Source organism: Actinokineospora sp. NBRC 105648, from assembly GCF_030269645.1.
Taxonomy (GTDB): domain Bacteria; phylum Actinomycetota; class Actinomycetes; order Mycobacteriales; family Pseudonocardiaceae; genus Actinokineospora.
In genome coordinates this window covers 20441-35279 of record NZ_BSTR01000045.1, presented here as the reverse complement: position 1 = coordinate 35279, position 14839 = coordinate 20441, and the positions used below count along the sequence as shown (strand labels likewise).

Genomic DNA, 14839 nt, shown 5'->3' with positions numbered 1-14839 from the left:
GGGTCGCGGGTCGAAGGAGACGTCGCGGGGTTAGTAGCGCGGGCAGATCGTGACGAGAGGCCGGTGAGAGCCGCCTGCAGGCGAGTCCCGGGCTGCGGCGGATAGTCGCGGCGGCGGTATCACTCGACGCGATGAGTGTCCGCCCTTCTATCCTTAGACTGTAAGTGTGTCCAGGCCGTGGTCAAAGGGGTTCATCGGGCAAAGGTGGACACCGTCGAGTTGCCCGGGTCCGGAAACGGAGAGGCTGGACGGGCTTGATCGACCCTGGCGGGGCCTCACGGTCAGGCGGGCCGGGTGCGGGTGGACAGTTCGGAGGGAGCGCCGTGTAGCGCTCGGGTCAGGCTCACGCCGCTGGAGATGACGCCGATGTGGCTGAACGCCTGGGGGTAGTTGCCCAGGAAGGACCCGTCCGCTGGGTCGATCTGCTCGGGCAGCAGCCCGAGCGGGTTGGCCTTGGCACACAGGCTTTCGTACAGTTCAGCCGCGTCGTCGACGCGACCTTGTCCGACTAGGTTGTCGACCAGCCAGAAGCTGCACAGCAGGAAGGCGCCTTCGCGCCCGGGCAGCCCGTCGGGTGACTCGTCGGGCAGGTACCGGAACAGCAGGCCGCCCCCGGCGCCGAGCCGGTCGGTGATCGCGCGGGTGGTCGCGAGCATCCGCGGGTGGTCGGCGGGCAGGACGCGGCGCAGCGGCAGGGCGAGCAGGCTCGCGTCCAGCCCGCCGCCGGGTCCCAGGTGCTCGGTGAGGCTGCCGCGTTCCTCGTCCCATGCCTCATCCAGGATGCGCGCGCTCAGCTCGTCGGCGGTGTCGGCCCATCGGGTCACGTCACCGGGCAGGTGCAGCCGGGTCGCGAGCCGGGCTGCTCGGTCAAGGGCGACCTGGCACATGGCCACGGAGTAGGTGAACGGGCGGGCGGTGGAGCGCACCTCCCAGATGCCCTGGCCGGGCTGCCTCCACACCGTAGCGGCGGCCTCGGTGAGCCCAGCAAGGTGGGCCCAGAGCGTGTCGTCGACGTGACCGCCGCGGGCGGCCCACTGGTAGGCGCAGTCGAGGATCTCGCCGTATACGTCGTGCTGGACCTGGTCGGCAGCGCCGTTGCCCCAACGGACGGGCCCAGACCCCCGGTACCCGGCCAGGTCGTGGTCCACGTGCTCGGGCGGGGGTTCCTGTCCGTCGAGGTTGTAGAGCACGCGGGGTTTGCCGCCCTCGATGGCGTCCAGGACCCAGCCCAGGAAGCTGTCAGCTTCGGTGGTCAGCCCGATTCGGCGCAGCGCGTACACGGAGAAGGCCGCGTCGCGGATCCAGGTGTAGCGGTAGTCCCAGTTGCGGGCACCGCCGATCGATTCGGGCAGCGAGGAGGTGGGTGCCGCGACGATGGCACCGTTCTCGACGTTGTCGAGCAGCTTGAGTGTGATCGCCGAACGCCGCACCAGTGTGGTCTGCGGCCCGTCGTAGGAGATCCCGGCGGTCCAGCGGCGCCAGGTCACCGCCGTCTCGTCCAGCAGCCGACGGGGGTGGACGCGGTGCGCCCGGCGTGCGCCCGATTCCCACCGCAGCAGCAGCCAGAGGTCCTGACCGGCCTCGACCCGTACGGTCGTGTCGAGACCGTCCAGTGGCCGCTCGGACAGCAGGTGCAGTTCCAGGTCGGGCCGCGAGCAGCGCAGCCGCAGACCGCCGCCGTGGCGGTCGACGTCGGCGCCACCGCGGGGACGGACCGCGATCCGGAGCTCGACCCGCCCCTGCAGCACCCGGACATAGCGCAGCAGTTCGCCGCTCGCCGCGGGTGTGTCGACGGTGAGGTCGGCGCCGGGGCGCAGGATGAACGCGTCGGTCACCTCCACCAGGCCGGTCGCGCAGCGCATCTCGGTGACCAGCACCCCGGTGTCGGGCAGGTAGTACTGGCGGCTCGAGTGCACCGCCTCGGGGGCGAGGAGGAACTCGCCCCCGAGGCGGTGGTCGAGCAGCCCGCAGAAGATCGGGTCGCTGTCGAAGCGGGGAACGCACATCCAGCTGATCGAGCCGTCGCGGCCGACGAGGGCACTTCCTCGTCCGTCGCCGATCAGGCCGTGGTCGGCCAGCGGCAGGTAGCCGCCGACGCGCCGCAGTGGCCGGGCTGAGTTCATATCGTCGCCTTCTCGGGGTGTCGGGGTGACGCGGAGCGGCAGGGTGACGCCCACCGCGGCACTGACCGCGGATGCGGCGACGATGCCGACCTTGGCGAAGTCGACCCGCACGGAGGGTGCGGTGCAGGCGAGCTCAGCGATGCGGGATGAGGCGGTGACACCAATCCTGGCCTGCGCTCCCGTAGCGGTTCGACGATTGCTGTACGGGTCTGTCGACGCAGGGCCCATCTTCGGGACACGGTCAACCTCCACGTTCGGGACAATCCTGTGCGAGCAATCGGCCAAGAATCGAGGAATTCCTCCACGCGGCCGCCCACCTCGACAATTCCCCACGCGCGACGCGGTTAACAAGGCGCTGGTCTGGCTACTCTGCAGAGACCGGGTTGCCGGGATACGGCAACGACGGGGCGGAAGGGGCGGTCCGATGGCGACCGAACGTGGGTTCACGGCAGTGAACGTGGCCGCCATCACCGCCAACGCGGCCGCCGGCTCCGGCGTAGAGGCGTCGTCGCTACTCGACGGGTACATCGAGATGCTGGTCTCGGTGGGCGCGACCAACCGCCGACTGGCCCGTGACGAGCTAGACACCCGACGTGCCCTTGGGGCCGCCGCCGCCGAGCAGAACATCCCCCTGCGTGCCGTGGTCGACCTATACCTCACCGCGAACTTGCTGGTCTGGTCCGAGCTTCCCAGTGTCACCGGTGCGAGCGGCACCACGGTGCGCGCTATCACCGAGAGTGTGCTGCGTGCCGCTGCGGACGCCGTCGTCGCTCTCGCCGAAGGCTACGAGGCAACCCAGCGACTGGTGATGCGTCAGGAGGAGACGCGGCGCCGAGAGTTCATCGACGACCTGCTCAACGGTCGCAGCGATCTCGGCCGGATGGCCGAAACGGCGGAACGCTTCGGTCTGCAACTGGCCGGTCACCTGGCCGTCGCCGTCGCCCGCGCGGACCACGGCTTTGTCGACGGCGACCCTGTAACCCGCCGCGTCGAGTCCGCCATGCTGGCACGCTTCGGTACCCGCGATCTTCTCATTACCACCAAAGACGAGTTGTTGATCTGCGTCGCTGCCGGCACGTCCGCCGACCTGCTCGCGGAGTTCGCCCGGCAGGTGAAGTTCGGCATGGGAGCCGATGCCCACTGGCGTCTCGGGGTGGGCCGCACCCATGCCGGGCCTGGTGGCGCCGTACGCTCCTACGAAGAAGCCCGCAGAACGCTGGAACTGGCCGACTCGCTCTGCCTTACCGCCCAGGTGCTGTTCGCCGCCGACCTTCTCGTTTTCCAGGTACTGCTTCGTGACCGAGTCGCCATCACTGACCTGGTCACCACCGTGCTGGGGCCGCTGGAACAGGCGCGCGACGGCGCGCAACCGCTGTTGGACACCCTCGCGGGATACTTCGCCTCGGGTGGGGTCCACGCCGCCGCCGCCCGCTGGCTGCACCTCAGCGTCCGCGCCGTCACCTACCGCCTCGACCGGATCAAGCGGCTCACCGGACACGATGTGGCCGAGCCGACGCAGCGGTTCGCGCTGGAAGCGGCAGTGCTCGGGGCACGGCTGCTGGACTGGCCGCGTCAACCGTTGCCCTCGATCGACTGAGCGTACGAGCAGAGGTCGAATTGATGGTAACCCACACGCCAGACGTACTCGGCGCCGATCCCACGGTGATATTGCCGGGATCCGGAACGCGGAACCGGGCAAGCATGGCCGACCAGGTGCCTTACCCGTAAGTGGTAGTCGGAGCACGCTCAGGCAGAGTGGAATTGTCCTCTCGTTCGCGCACCTGGCAGGAGGCCGTCCCATGAGCCAGTGGCTGATCTGGTTGATCTTCGCCGTGGTGCTGGGTGTGGCCGAGGTCTTCACCCTCACCGCGGCGCTCGGAATGCTCAGCGGCGCCGCTCTGGTCACGGTGGGTTTCGCCGCCATCGGCCTTCCGCTGCCCGTGCAGCTGTTGGTGTTCGCCGTCGCCGCAACGGTCGGGATCCTGCTTGTCCGTCCGATCGCGCTGCGGCACATGCTCCAGCCTCAGGCGCAGCGGTTCGGAGTGGACGCACTGGTCGGCACGGCCGCATACGTCGTCTCAGAAGTGAGCGGGTCGGACGGCCGGGTTCGCATCGGTGGCGAGGAATGGACGGCCCGCACCTACGACCACACCCTTGTGATCCCCGCCGGTGCCACCGTCGCGGTCATGGAGATCAACGGCACCACGGCACTCGTCTACCCCCAGGAGTAACCCATGGAAATCTCCGCCTTCCTCATCGCCGGACTGCTCATCGCCCTGTTCGCGATCTTCACCGTGCTGCGGGCGGTGCGCATCGTGCCCCAGGCACGCGCTCGCAATGTCGAAAGACTCGGCCGCTACCACCGCACACTGAAGCCCGGCCTCAACTTCGTCATCCCCTACGTCGACCGTGTCTACCCAGTGATCGACCTGCGGGAACAGGTCGTCTCATTCCAACCACAGCCGGTGATTACCGAGGACAACCTGGTCGTCGAAATCGACACCGTCCTGTACTTCCAGGTCACCGATCCGCGCGCCGCGGCCTACGAGATCGCCAGCTTCCTGCAGGCTGTCGAACAACTCACCGTCACCACCCTGCGCAACGTCGTCGGCTCCATGGACCTGGAACGCACCCTCACCTCCCGCGACACCATCAACAACCAGCTGCGCGGCGTTCTCGACGAGGCCACCGGAAAATGGGGCCTGCGGGTCAACCGAGTCGAGATCAAGGCAATCGACCCGCCGCAGTCCATCAAGGACGCGATGGAAAAGCAGATGCGCGCCGAACGCGACAAGCGCGCCGCGATCCTTGGCGCAGAAGGGCAACGCCAGTCCCAGATCCTCACCGCCGAAGGCGACAAGCAGTCCGCCGTGCTCCGCGCCGAGGGCAACCGGACCGCAGCGATCCTCAACGCAGAAGGCCAGTCCCGCGCCATCGACGAAGTCTTCCAGGCCATTCACCGCAACGACCCCGATCCCAAAGTGCTCGCCTACCAGTACCTCCAGATGCTGCCCCAGCTAGCTCAGGGCCCGGGCAACACGTTCTGGGTCATCCCCAGCGAGGTCACCTCAGCGCTCCAAGGCGTGTCCCGCGCCTTCACCGAGGCCCTCCCCCCATCACCGGCCACGCGCGAAACTTCCTCCGACGGCATGGCCGCCCACGCCGCCAACGACGCGGCCCAGGCAGCGCAAGCCTCCGCGGAAGCGCTCGCCGACGCAGCCCAAGCCGACAGCCCCCACATCACACCCAGCACTACCGGCCCCGGCGCCAACGGAGACAGGAAACACCAGAACGACAACAACCCGATCGCTGTACCAACTCGATCGTGACCACAGACCGAGAGACCAATCGTGCATCACTCGGTCGACCGGATCGGTCTATCGGTGAAGAGACCAGGAACATCCACTCCGGCGCCGACGAGACGCACGGCAACCACCCAGAGGTGGCTATCGCGGTTCTGCGTCCTCGGATGGCCGACGCCGCGGAGCAACGATGGGAAGCCGACGGCGGCCGGACCCGCGATGTGGGCTGAATCGGCCCCGTGCCTGCCGGCGCCGATCGCTCGGCCGCTCCCGACTGACGGTTGTCACCTCTGGGTGCCAGCCTTACCACTCCAGACGAGAGGACGATAGCCATGACCCAACTCCAGCCGGAGAAGAGCACCAACCAGTTAGCGGTGTGGCGTGACCTGATCCAGGCGCTCGAACAGGTCGACACCGCATGGAAAGCCGTACAAGCACTCAGCACTGGCACCGCCGCGTCGTCCCAGCTACCAGCGAACCTGGCAGTGGCCTTGGTCAAGACCAGCCACCAGGCAACCGAGGCGGTCGTCGGAGTGACCGACATCCTCGTCGACCAGTACGACAACGGTGACACCTTCCGCAACATCGCCTCGGTGCTACGACAAGGCCTCAAACGGTGGCCAACGCGGTGACCACCTACCCTGCCCGGAACACCGACGCCGCAGGAACGGCCACGCGCCGGCGCCGTGAGCGCTGTGGAGAGCAGATCATTCATCATCATTGAATGGCACAGCCCATCGATCAACCACAACGATCTGTCGCTCCGCATCACCTGTGCCGGCACGCCACTCACCAATGATCGACAACAGCGTGTCGGAGCGGGATGAAACCCGCCGCGAAGCGCAGAGATCCCCTGGTCCCAGGTCGCCGCATGACTCCAGCGTCCATCTCGCTCAGCAGAGCCACTGCGGCGAGCGGCAATGCAACTCTTCGGACGTCGTCTTTGAGATCAATTTCCTTAAAGGCGCCGAAGCTTCACGACCTTGTACATGATGGGGAGGCCAGGCGGTGACTCGAACGACTGTGTCGGGTCACCGCGACGTGATGTGGGCGCGTTCGCTGTGCTGATGGTCGGGCAGGAGTCCGGCGACACCGGACGATATGGTCGAAGGTGTCGCGGCGGACGAGATGGCGAGCCAAGGATCCAATTCCTCAGATGACCGATGCCGTGTTCCTCACGATTCCGTTGCACGAGTGAGCTTAGCGTTGCACCGCATGGCGTTCCTCGTACCAGGCTGGCGGGGTTCGTCGGAATCGCGGTGCGTCGGTGTCACGATCGCAACCCGGACCGGGCATCGAAGCCTTGAATCCGGCGTCGGCGAGGACCTGAACACCCTGCGTGTCCACAGCAGCGGGTCGGGTAACCCGCTATCGCGGGCCCGGGCAAGGTCGGCGACTGAGCCTGGAACAGTGGCCCGCCGTCACACCACCGACAGACGACAAGGGGCGACCCGAAGGTGTGGTCGGACGGCATGACAACAACAATCAGTGAAGCTCACGTATCCGTGTAGGACTACGGCGGCGATCTTGCGTATTGGACCATTCAGCGATGCACCAATTGCCTCTGGGCCGGGACAACGACGTCGTCGCTGCGAAGGCGGCGGACTTGCGGACCGTTCTGATCCGGCGCGGTCCCTTGGGCTACCTGTGGGCTGATGACCCGCTGGTGCGTCGTGACGCCGACTAGGTGATCGACTCCCTGCTCGAACTGTTCAGCGGGCGCGCGCCCATTCGGCGAGGTCGAATAGACCGGAGTTGGGGGCGCTGTGGGTAGACAGCAGTGTGGTCAGGGTCCGGCGAACCTGCGGGTGCGCGCGGGCATGTTGGGGTGCGACCTGGCGGGCGGTCTGCAGGCTGACGTGGGCGTCCTCGTCGCGGCCGAGGTCGAGCTGGGCGCGGGCGAGGTCGATGAAGTAGTGCGAGCGTCGTTCCGCGGGAAGCTCGGACGGGGGGGTACCAGGACGAGGCGCGTTCGACGCCGACCGGGTCGCTGAGTTCGACGGCGACGGCAAGTCCGTGGATACCCACCGAGGCAGGGCCGAGAACCCTAGCCGCCAATGCCGCCAGGGGACACTCCACACCGGCAACGACCGTCCACCGCGCCCAGGCTACCTCCTTCCGACAAAACAATCCGCGAAAGGCATGTTTACGTGGTGCGTCTGGGCTGATTGCGGCGGTGCGTGAGGAGTGAAACCGCCATCCCGCCTGTAGACGACGACTCGCGTGCCGGGCGGGAACCAAAATCGGGCGTGATCACCTCGGCGATTTCCACGGCCTGAGGGGTCGACCAGTCGGTCCAACGGTCGAAGTATCGACGGTCAAGCCCGATGGTGTCCGCGGCCTTGGCGACGGGGTCGGGTGATCCGCGCATGCCTGTGTCCAGAGCGCGCTGGAACCAGATCGCTTGCTCGTTGCCGACGGGCACGGGCTCGCTCTTGTTCCATCCCCGCGCGGAGATCTGCTTGAAGAGACTGCGGGCGTGTTCGGCGTCAATCACGCCGAGAGTGCGGAAGCGAGTCACCAATGCTTTGATCGACACCCCCCAGTTCTCCTTGATCCGTGCAAGGGTCTGCAGGGTTACCCGACCGCCTAGGCGCTGGAGCTCGTCCAGCATCGCGTCACCCGGCGCGAGGAACGCCCCGGCGAACGCGTGTGCCTGTTTCTCGATCCGGCTCGCCTCGTCCGCCGTATCCGGTGCTCCGAGTCCGGCGTGCAAGGTCAGGTGCCCGAGTTCGTGGGCCACGGTCCAACGCTGGCGGTCCCCCGGGACGGGCGAGCCCTCGGCGGTCCATCGGCCAAGGCAGATCACACCGGTGAGGTTCGCGCGGACCGACAAGCCGATGTGGCGCCCGACCTCGTCGGACATCGGGAGAACCACACAACCCAGTCGTTCGGCGGCACGGATCGAATTGCCCACTACGTCACCCTCGTCGAGCCCGGCAGCGACGCGGACGTCAGCGGCAAGATCCTCGATGGCGGAAGGATCCATGAGGTCTCCGGTGAAGTGGGGAAGCGAGTCGGGCAGCAGCTTGAGTTCCAAGCCGACGATGGCTTCCATCGCGGTCGTGCACTCGTCGACGATCTGGTCGACGGTCCGCTTGGGAGCGTCAGCGTAAGCCCGCAGCCATGGTCGAGTGGTCGGCGCCAGCTCGACGGTCATAGTCAGGAACCGTGGCGTACAACCGAGTATCGCGGCGATGGTCGACAGGAGATCGTCGGTTATCGGCATCCGGCCGTTCTCCAGTTTGGACACCGAACCGGACGCTATGCCGACCATTTTCGCGAACTCGGCTTGCCCGAAACCCGCAACATGCCGCAGCCTTCGGATGCGCTGACCCACGAGTGCCTGCGACACCACGGTGAACCCCAGTCCTTCTTCGATCGCGTTGACGGTGGCAGGGCGCAGTCTGTCAGGATCCGATGCCGTCCGCAGACCCGCCCATGTCCTCCTCGTCTCCGAAGTCCAATCCCTCGTCGGTCGGCATGAACCCCCCGCTGAGCGGGCCCGAGACGCCAAGCGCCACGACCGAGCCAAGGCACAGACGCCCGGGGCTTCCGGGTTCGATACCAAGGATCTTCGCGATGACCACTTCGGCGATCAGGTCGTTGACATCGTAGATCCACGCGAACACCCAGTGCTCCGCCGGGAACAGACCCGGCTCCTCCTCGGCGCCAAGACTGGATTCCGACGACACCTCGACGACAAGAGCCTCGCTCGCGTCGCGCAGCGCTCGACGCAGGCGGTACCTGTGGTGCTCGCCGACGAGTTCGAGCCCGCCGCCACCTACCGGGCGGCAGTGCAGCCCAAGCCGGTTCGCGGCGTTGGCGATCACGTCCTTGGCAAGATCGCGCCGCAACGCGCTACGGGAATGGCCGCTGCCAAATGCCGGGTCGGCGTCGAGCGCGACGCCCACGCGGTGCCCTCGCTCATCGAAGGCCTCGCGCAGCTCGTGGGCGATCTCGTCCAGCAGCCCACGCTCACGCTCACTAGGAAGTGACATGGTCCGTGAGACTATTCCTCTGAATGTCACTCTGTCAAACAGGTGTGCGAGTCCGCGTGTCGCGCGCCCCGGCGCACTCCTGCAACACTTTGACCAGCGGAAACACGGGCCGAGCAGCCCTGTGCTCGCGGGCACGGGATGGCTAAGTCCCCGATCCTGGATCCGGTGGAGGCGAGGGGTGGCCGAGGAGAAGCTGCCGAAACGGAGGAAGGCTTGGGCGGTGGCGCGGGTGCCAGTGGAGCCGGTGGCATCGTGGGCGATGGCGCCGCACTGGGCGGTCGGATCAGGGCAGGTCTGGCGGCGAAACACGATGAACTGGCAGCCTTCACGGCCACGGTGAGTCGCCCGCTTGTGCGGACGTCTGGTCTACGAGGCCGGTGGTGTTGCTGTTCCGGGCGGCGGTGAGGCCGCTGCCCGAAGGGCCTGGGCGGCGGCGGTGTCACTGGTGAAGGTCGGGCGCTTAGCCTGGTTCGCGCGAACCGCGGTCACAAGCATCCGCGAACGTGCCGCCCCCACGCCCAAGCGTTTCCTCAGCGTCTCGGCCGAGATCGGTCGTCGGTGCTGGTCCCAGTGACGCGAGTCTTCGTGAAGCGCCCGCTCGATCAAGTCGTCGAACGTCCTGCTCGATCCGCGATCGTCCCGTCGCTCTTCCGCGGCGATTTCCAGCTCGGAATCCAGCACCTCCTCCGACCGGAGCTGGACACGCGGGTGCTCGTCTGCGGTTGAACCAAGACCTTCGCTGCCGGACTCCATGCTCGGTCGGTACGACGCGGCCATAGCCTGCAGAAGCCCAGGACTGACTTCCGCCCAACCGATCAACAACATCGGACCCACGGCATCGAACGCGGCCTTCCCGTACTCACCCACAGCGATCGGTCCGGCAACGTTCAACGCCAGAGTGACCAGGCTGGCAAAGACCAGGAGCCGACGAGCAGACCGCAACTGGGTGGCTGGTACCCCGGCAAGAGCCAGGTACCTCACAGCGAGCAGGAGCCCGAGGACCGACAGATCAATCGCGGGAGCCACCAACGGGGCCACCCACACCGGCACCCCCAACCGCAGGGCCAAGTCGAAGACGTTGCCGAAACCGAACAAGAACGTCAGACCGACGACCGTGCCCATGATCACCGTCACCGCTCGCACGACCGGAGGCGGACCAAGTTCAGACGCACGTCGGTTGAGGTCGAGGTTGGTCATCAGATCCCACCGCCATAGCTACCGACCTCGCACACTGGAGCCCGCCGATCCTGCCCGGCCCCGCCTGCAAGCCGCTGCGACAGCACCTCAAGTCTGAGGCTCCAGGCACCAGAAGTACTCCGGTCGACCCGCACTTGGTGGACCGACACCAACCGACACATGCGCGCCCGAGACGTGCCCGAGGGGACCGGCACACCGCACCAGCAGGCGGCATGATCCGACACCCGACGCTGGACGCGACCAGCAGGAACGGCCCGACTCGGCATCACTCGACACCGCCCAGCAGGTCGTCAAGTTGGCTCTTAACCAGCGGGTTCGGGGTTCGAGTCCCTGGCGGCGCACCACAGATCCCCAGGTCAACTTCCTTGTTGACCTGGGGATTTGCTGTTTCACGGAGATCTTGCCGGGTGTCCACTGTGGTCTGCTGCGGGCCCGAGGAGGGCCCGAGAAAGACGCGCCGACGCCCGAGGGATGATCAACGCGGTCTTCTCGGCCGCGTCCCGGGCGACCTGGGTGAGCACGTTGGTGTACAGGTTGCTGGTCGTGGTGATCGAGGCGTGTCGCAGCATGGTCTGAACAATCTTCATCTCCACCCCCGGCGGCCTGCTGGGCGAGGTGTAGTTGCAGGACCAGGACGGTGCCGGCGTCGAGGGCGACGGTCGCGGCGGAGTCGTCGGCCTTAGGCCGGGCGTGGCCGGTCTCCCACCCCTACTGCACGAGCCTGACCATCGACCGTGCACACGAAGAGGCCGACCGCGCCGCCGGCACACGTCTGCGCTGCCCGGTCCTGGTCCTGTGGTCCACCCGCGACGACCTCGAAGACCTCCACGGCGACCCCGTGGCCATCTGGCGGGTCTAGGCGGACGACCTCCGCGGCCACGGCACCGACTCCGGCCACCACGTCGCCGAAGAAGTGAGTCGGGAATGCCGGTTCGGCGTTTCGTGGGCAAGTGACAACGGGGTGGGGGCAGGTCCGTCCATTGCGGACTGATCTGCCACCACCCCGTTGTCCGGTGGTGTTGTCGTGTTACCTGCGGGTGATGGTGATGCGTGTCTGTGCTGCGTTGTTGTGGTAGTTGGGGTCCCTGGTGAACAGGGAGCCGGTGGCCGCGGTGATGGTCTGGCCGCCCACTGCGGAGTTGTCGGCGGTGACCGTGATCCGGTAGGTGATGGTCTGGCCTGATGCGATGGTGGGGGCGCCGAAGGCGACGGTGCGGTTGGAGTCGCTGAGGACGCCGCCGCCCGCGTTGGTGATGCGCAGGCCCTTGGGGACGGTGATGCCGGACAGGACGGTGGAGGCGGGGTTGGGTCCGGCGTTGCGGACGGTGAGGGTGACCGGGAACGCGGTGCCGACCTTGGCGCTGCCCTGCACGGTCAGGGTGGCGCTGAGGTCAGCCAGGGCCGGTCCGGGTGGTGCGGTGACGGTCTCGGTGAAGGTCGCCGTGGTCGTCACACCCGCGGTGGTGGCGGTGACAGTGACCGGGCCTGCCATCGCACCCGCGGTCAGGGTGGGTGCGATGGCCTGGCCGTTGGCCCCGGTGGTGGCGGTCGCGGTGCTGGAGCCGCCGGGGAAGGTGGCCGAGCCCGCGGTGACGGTGAAGGTGACCAGGGCACCGGCGAAGGGCTGTCCGGAGGTGCCGGTGACGCCGGCGATCAGCGGGGCGCCGAACGCGGTGCCGGTCTGGGCGGACTGCCCACTGCCGGAGACCGCGGTGATGGTGGCCGCGACCGCCGGGGAGACGGTCTCGGTGAACGTGACGGCGCCGGTGACGCCCGGGGTGGTGGCGGTGACCGTCACCGGGCCGGAGGTGGAGCCCGCGGTCAGGGTCGGCGCGGTGGCCTGGCCGTTGGCACCGGTGGTCACCGTGACGTTGCCGGCCCCGCCGGGGAACGCGGCGGATCCGGCGGTGACGGTGAAGGTCACCGGGCTGCCCACGGACGGCTGCCCGGCGGAGTTGGTGACGGTAGCCACCAGCGGGGTCGGGAAGGTGGTGCCCGCCGGGGTGGACTGGCCGCCGCCGGAAGTGGCGGTGATCGTGGCCGGGACCGCGGCGGTGACGGTCTCGGTGAAGACGGCCGACTCGGCCTCGCCCGCGGTGGCCACGACGGTCACCCCGCCGGGAGTGGCGCCCGCGGTCAGGGCGGGTGCGCTGGCCTGCCCGCCGGTCCCGGTGTTCACCGTGACATTGCCTGCCCCACCGGGGAAGCTCGCCGAGCCCTCGACGACGGAGAAGGTCACCGGGGTGCCCGCGGCGGCGGGCTGTCCGGTGGAGTCGGTGACCGCGACGACCAACGGCGCCGGGAACGGTCTCCCGGCCGGGGTGGACTGGCCGTCACCGGCGGTCGCCACGACGGTGACCGGGACCGCCGCGGTGACGGTCTCGGTGAACACCGCCGACCCGGGCACGCCGGATGTGGTCGCGGTGACCGTCACCGGACCAGGAACACTGCCCGCGGTCAGCAGCGGAGAGCTGGCGAAGCCGTCGGAGTCGGTGCCGACGGTGGCACTGGGGGAACCGCCGTAGAAGCTCGCCGAGCCGGAGGTCACGGTGAACGTCACCCCGGTGTAGGGGGAGGGCTGCCCGGTCGTGTCGGTGACCTTGGCGACCAACGGCGTGTAGAACCCGGTGCCCGCGGGCACGGACTGACCGCCACCGGAGTGTGCGGTGATCTTGGCCGGGACCGCGTCGGTGACGGTCTCGGTGAACGTCGCGGTGCCGGTGACCGGCGGTGCGGCGGCGGTGATGGTGACCGGGCCGGGGGTGGCCCCGGCGGTGAGGGCGGGTGAGGTGGCCCGGCCGTCGGGACCGGTGGTGGCGGTGGCGGTGCTCGCCCCGCCGGGGAAGGTGGCCGACCCGGAGGTGATCGTGAAGGTCACCGGCAGGCCCGGCGAAGGCTTGCCGAGGGTGTCGGTGACGGTCGCGGCCAAGGGCGCGGTGAACGGGGTGCCCGCCGGGGTGGACTGGCCGCCGCCGGAGGTCGCGCTGATGTCCTGGGGCACCGGCGCGGTGCTCGAGAGCGCGATGCCGACCGGGCTGACACCGACCGAGATGTCGGTGGTGCGGGTGTTGGTGGCGGTGTCGACCACGGACAGGGTTCCGGAGGTCTGGTTGGTCACGTACAGGCGCGCGCCGTCGGCGCTCAGGGCCGCGCTGCTGGTGAAGGTGCCGGTGGGCACCGTGGTCAAGACGGTGTTGGTGGCGGTGTCGATGACGATCACGCCGTTGCCGGACTGGCTAGTGACGTACGCGCGGGTGCCCGCGGCGTTGAACAGCACGCTCGTCGCCGAGGCCGGGGTGGGGATGGTGGCGGCGACGGTGTTGGTCGCGGTGTCGACCACGGTCACACTGTTGCGACCGCTCTGCGTGACGTAGACCTTGGTGCCGTCCGGGGTGACGTCGACGTCGTTGGTGCCGATGATGCCGCCGAGGGTGGCGGTGACGGCGCCGGTGGCGGTGTCGATCACCGACAGGTTGTTCGAGTTCGCCACGTAGAGGGTCGTGCCCGCCGGGTTGATGGCGATGCCGTTCGCGAGGTCCGGGACGGGCCCGAGGGTGGCGGTGACGGTGTTGGTGGCGGTGTCGATCACCGACACGGTCATGTCGAGGAGGCTGGTGGTGTAGACGCGGGTGCCTGCCGCGTTGATCGTCGCGTCGATTGGCAGCTGGCCGACCGGGATGGTCGCGGTGACCGTGTTCGTGGCGGTGCTGATCACCGACACGGTGTTGGAGCTGAAGTTGACGGCGTAGACCTGGGTGCCGTCAGGGGTGGCGAGCACCGTGAACGGGTTGGTACCCACCGGGATCGTGCCGACCACGGTGTTGGTCGCGAGGTCCACCCTGGACACCACGCCGAGGCTGGAGTTGCTGACGTACGCGGTCGTGGTGCCCGGCGGGTTCGCCAACGCGTTCGACGCGGGCACGACCAACCCGACAACGACGACACCCAGGACCGTCAACGCCGAGGACAGCAACGACCCAACACGCCGAGCACCCGACACCCGGGTCGGCGCGTCGTTCCCGGCCGACCGGACAGAACCGATGCCCGGACCGTCCTGCCCGGACCGACCGCTCACTTGCCCCGCCCGCCGTTGGGGCAATCGCAACAGCAGATCTCTAGCCCGCATAGGAATCCTCATCCTCGCGAAAAACCCGGACTGCGACCCAGCCCGGGAACGTCAGAATTGGCGACACCCCGCGCCGTGGATATCCGGACG

At 68.1% G+C, this 14839-nt stretch carries 13 protein-coding genes; 6 read left to right on the top strand and 7 right to left on the bottom strand.

Translation table 11 applies throughout. The features are described from left to right. Window positions 1-281 precede the first annotated feature (281 nt). Window positions 282-2234 carry a glycoside hydrolase family 15 protein gene (locus tag QSK30_RS28920; protein WP_285507614.1) on the bottom strand — a complete coding sequence of 651 codons (1953 nt, stop codon included), beginning with the start codon at window positions 2232-2234 and terminating at the stop codon, window positions 282-284. A gap of 313 nt (window positions 2235-2547) precedes the next feature. Here QSK30_RS28920 and QSK30_RS28915 point away from each other — a divergent pair, with 313 nt between their 5' ends. The 5 genes from QSK30_RS28915 (at window position 2548) to QSK30_RS28895 (ending at window position 7112) form a co-directional block, all read left to right on the top strand. Next, window positions 2548-3720 (top strand): PucR family transcriptional regulator, encoded by a 1173-nt coding sequence (locus QSK30_RS28915; RefSeq protein ID WP_285507612.1) that lies wholly within the window; start codon window positions 2548-2550, stop codon window positions 3718-3720. Window positions 3721-3922: 202 nt separating this feature from the next. After that, entirely contained in the window at window positions 3923-4354 is a 432-nt protein-coding gene (locus QSK30_RS28910; RefSeq protein WP_285507610.1) for an NfeD family protein, read from the top strand. 3 nt (window positions 4355-4357) lie between these two features. Further along, entirely contained in the window at window positions 4358-5452 is a 1095-nt protein-coding gene (locus QSK30_RS28905; RefSeq protein ID WP_285507608.1) for an SPFH domain-containing protein, read from the top strand. 305 nt (window positions 5453-5757) lie between these two features. Further along, window positions 5758-6057, top strand: coding sequence for a hypothetical protein (locus QSK30_RS28900; RefSeq protein ID WP_285507606.1), 300 nt, complete (start codon window positions 5758-5760; stop codon window positions 6055-6057). 917 nt (window positions 6058-6974) lie between these two features. Then, window positions 6975-7112 (top strand): hypothetical protein, encoded by a 138-nt coding sequence (locus QSK30_RS28895; protein ID WP_502871899.1) that lies wholly within the window; start codon window positions 6975-6977, stop codon window positions 7110-7112. 25 nt (window positions 7113-7137) lie between these two features. Here the strand turns inward: QSK30_RS28895 and QSK30_RS28890 are convergent, their stop codons facing one another. From QSK30_RS28890 to QSK30_RS28870, 5 genes are all read right to left on the bottom strand, one after another. Next, window positions 7138-7437 carry a hypothetical protein gene (locus QSK30_RS28890; RefSeq protein ID WP_285507604.1) on the bottom strand — a complete coding sequence of 100 codons (300 nt, stop codon included), beginning with the start codon at window positions 7435-7437 and terminating at the stop codon, window positions 7138-7140. 134 nt (window positions 7438-7571) lie between these two features. Then, window positions 7572-8780, bottom strand: coding sequence for an XRE family transcriptional regulator (locus QSK30_RS28885; protein WP_285507603.1), 1209 nt, complete (start codon window positions 8778-8780; stop codon window positions 7572-7574). Between the two features lie 55 nt (window positions 8781-8835). Next, window positions 8836-9426, bottom strand: coding sequence for a hypothetical protein (locus QSK30_RS28880; RefSeq protein WP_285507601.1), 591 nt, complete (start codon window positions 9424-9426; stop codon window positions 8836-8838). 366 nt (window positions 9427-9792) lie between these two features. Further along, a complete protein-coding gene (locus QSK30_RS28875; RefSeq protein WP_285507599.1) occupies window positions 9793-10623 on the bottom strand; it encodes a hypothetical protein in 831 nt (276 codons plus the stop codon). 389 nt (window positions 10624-11012) lie between these two features. Further along, window positions 11013-11210: a hypothetical protein gene (locus QSK30_RS28870; RefSeq protein ID WP_285507597.1), complete on the bottom strand. Its 198-nt coding sequence runs from the start codon at window positions 11208-11210 to the stop codon at window positions 11013-11015. A gap of 50 nt (window positions 11211-11260) precedes the next feature. On the opposite strand from QSK30_RS28870, the gene QSK30_RS28865 reads away from it, so the two are divergent. Continuing rightward, complete coding sequence (locus QSK30_RS28865; RefSeq protein WP_285507595.1) at window positions 11261-11482, top strand: hypothetical protein; 222 nt, start codon at window positions 11261-11263, stop codon at window positions 11480-11482. Window positions 11483-11650: 168 nt separating this feature from the next. Here QSK30_RS28865 and QSK30_RS28860 read toward each other — a convergent pair whose 3' ends face one another. Continuing rightward, window positions 11651-14698, bottom strand: coding sequence for a YVTN family beta-propeller repeat protein (locus tag QSK30_RS28860; RefSeq protein ID WP_285507592.1), 3048 nt, complete (start codon window positions 14696-14698; stop codon window positions 11651-11653). Window positions 14699-14839: the final 141 nt, after the last annotated feature.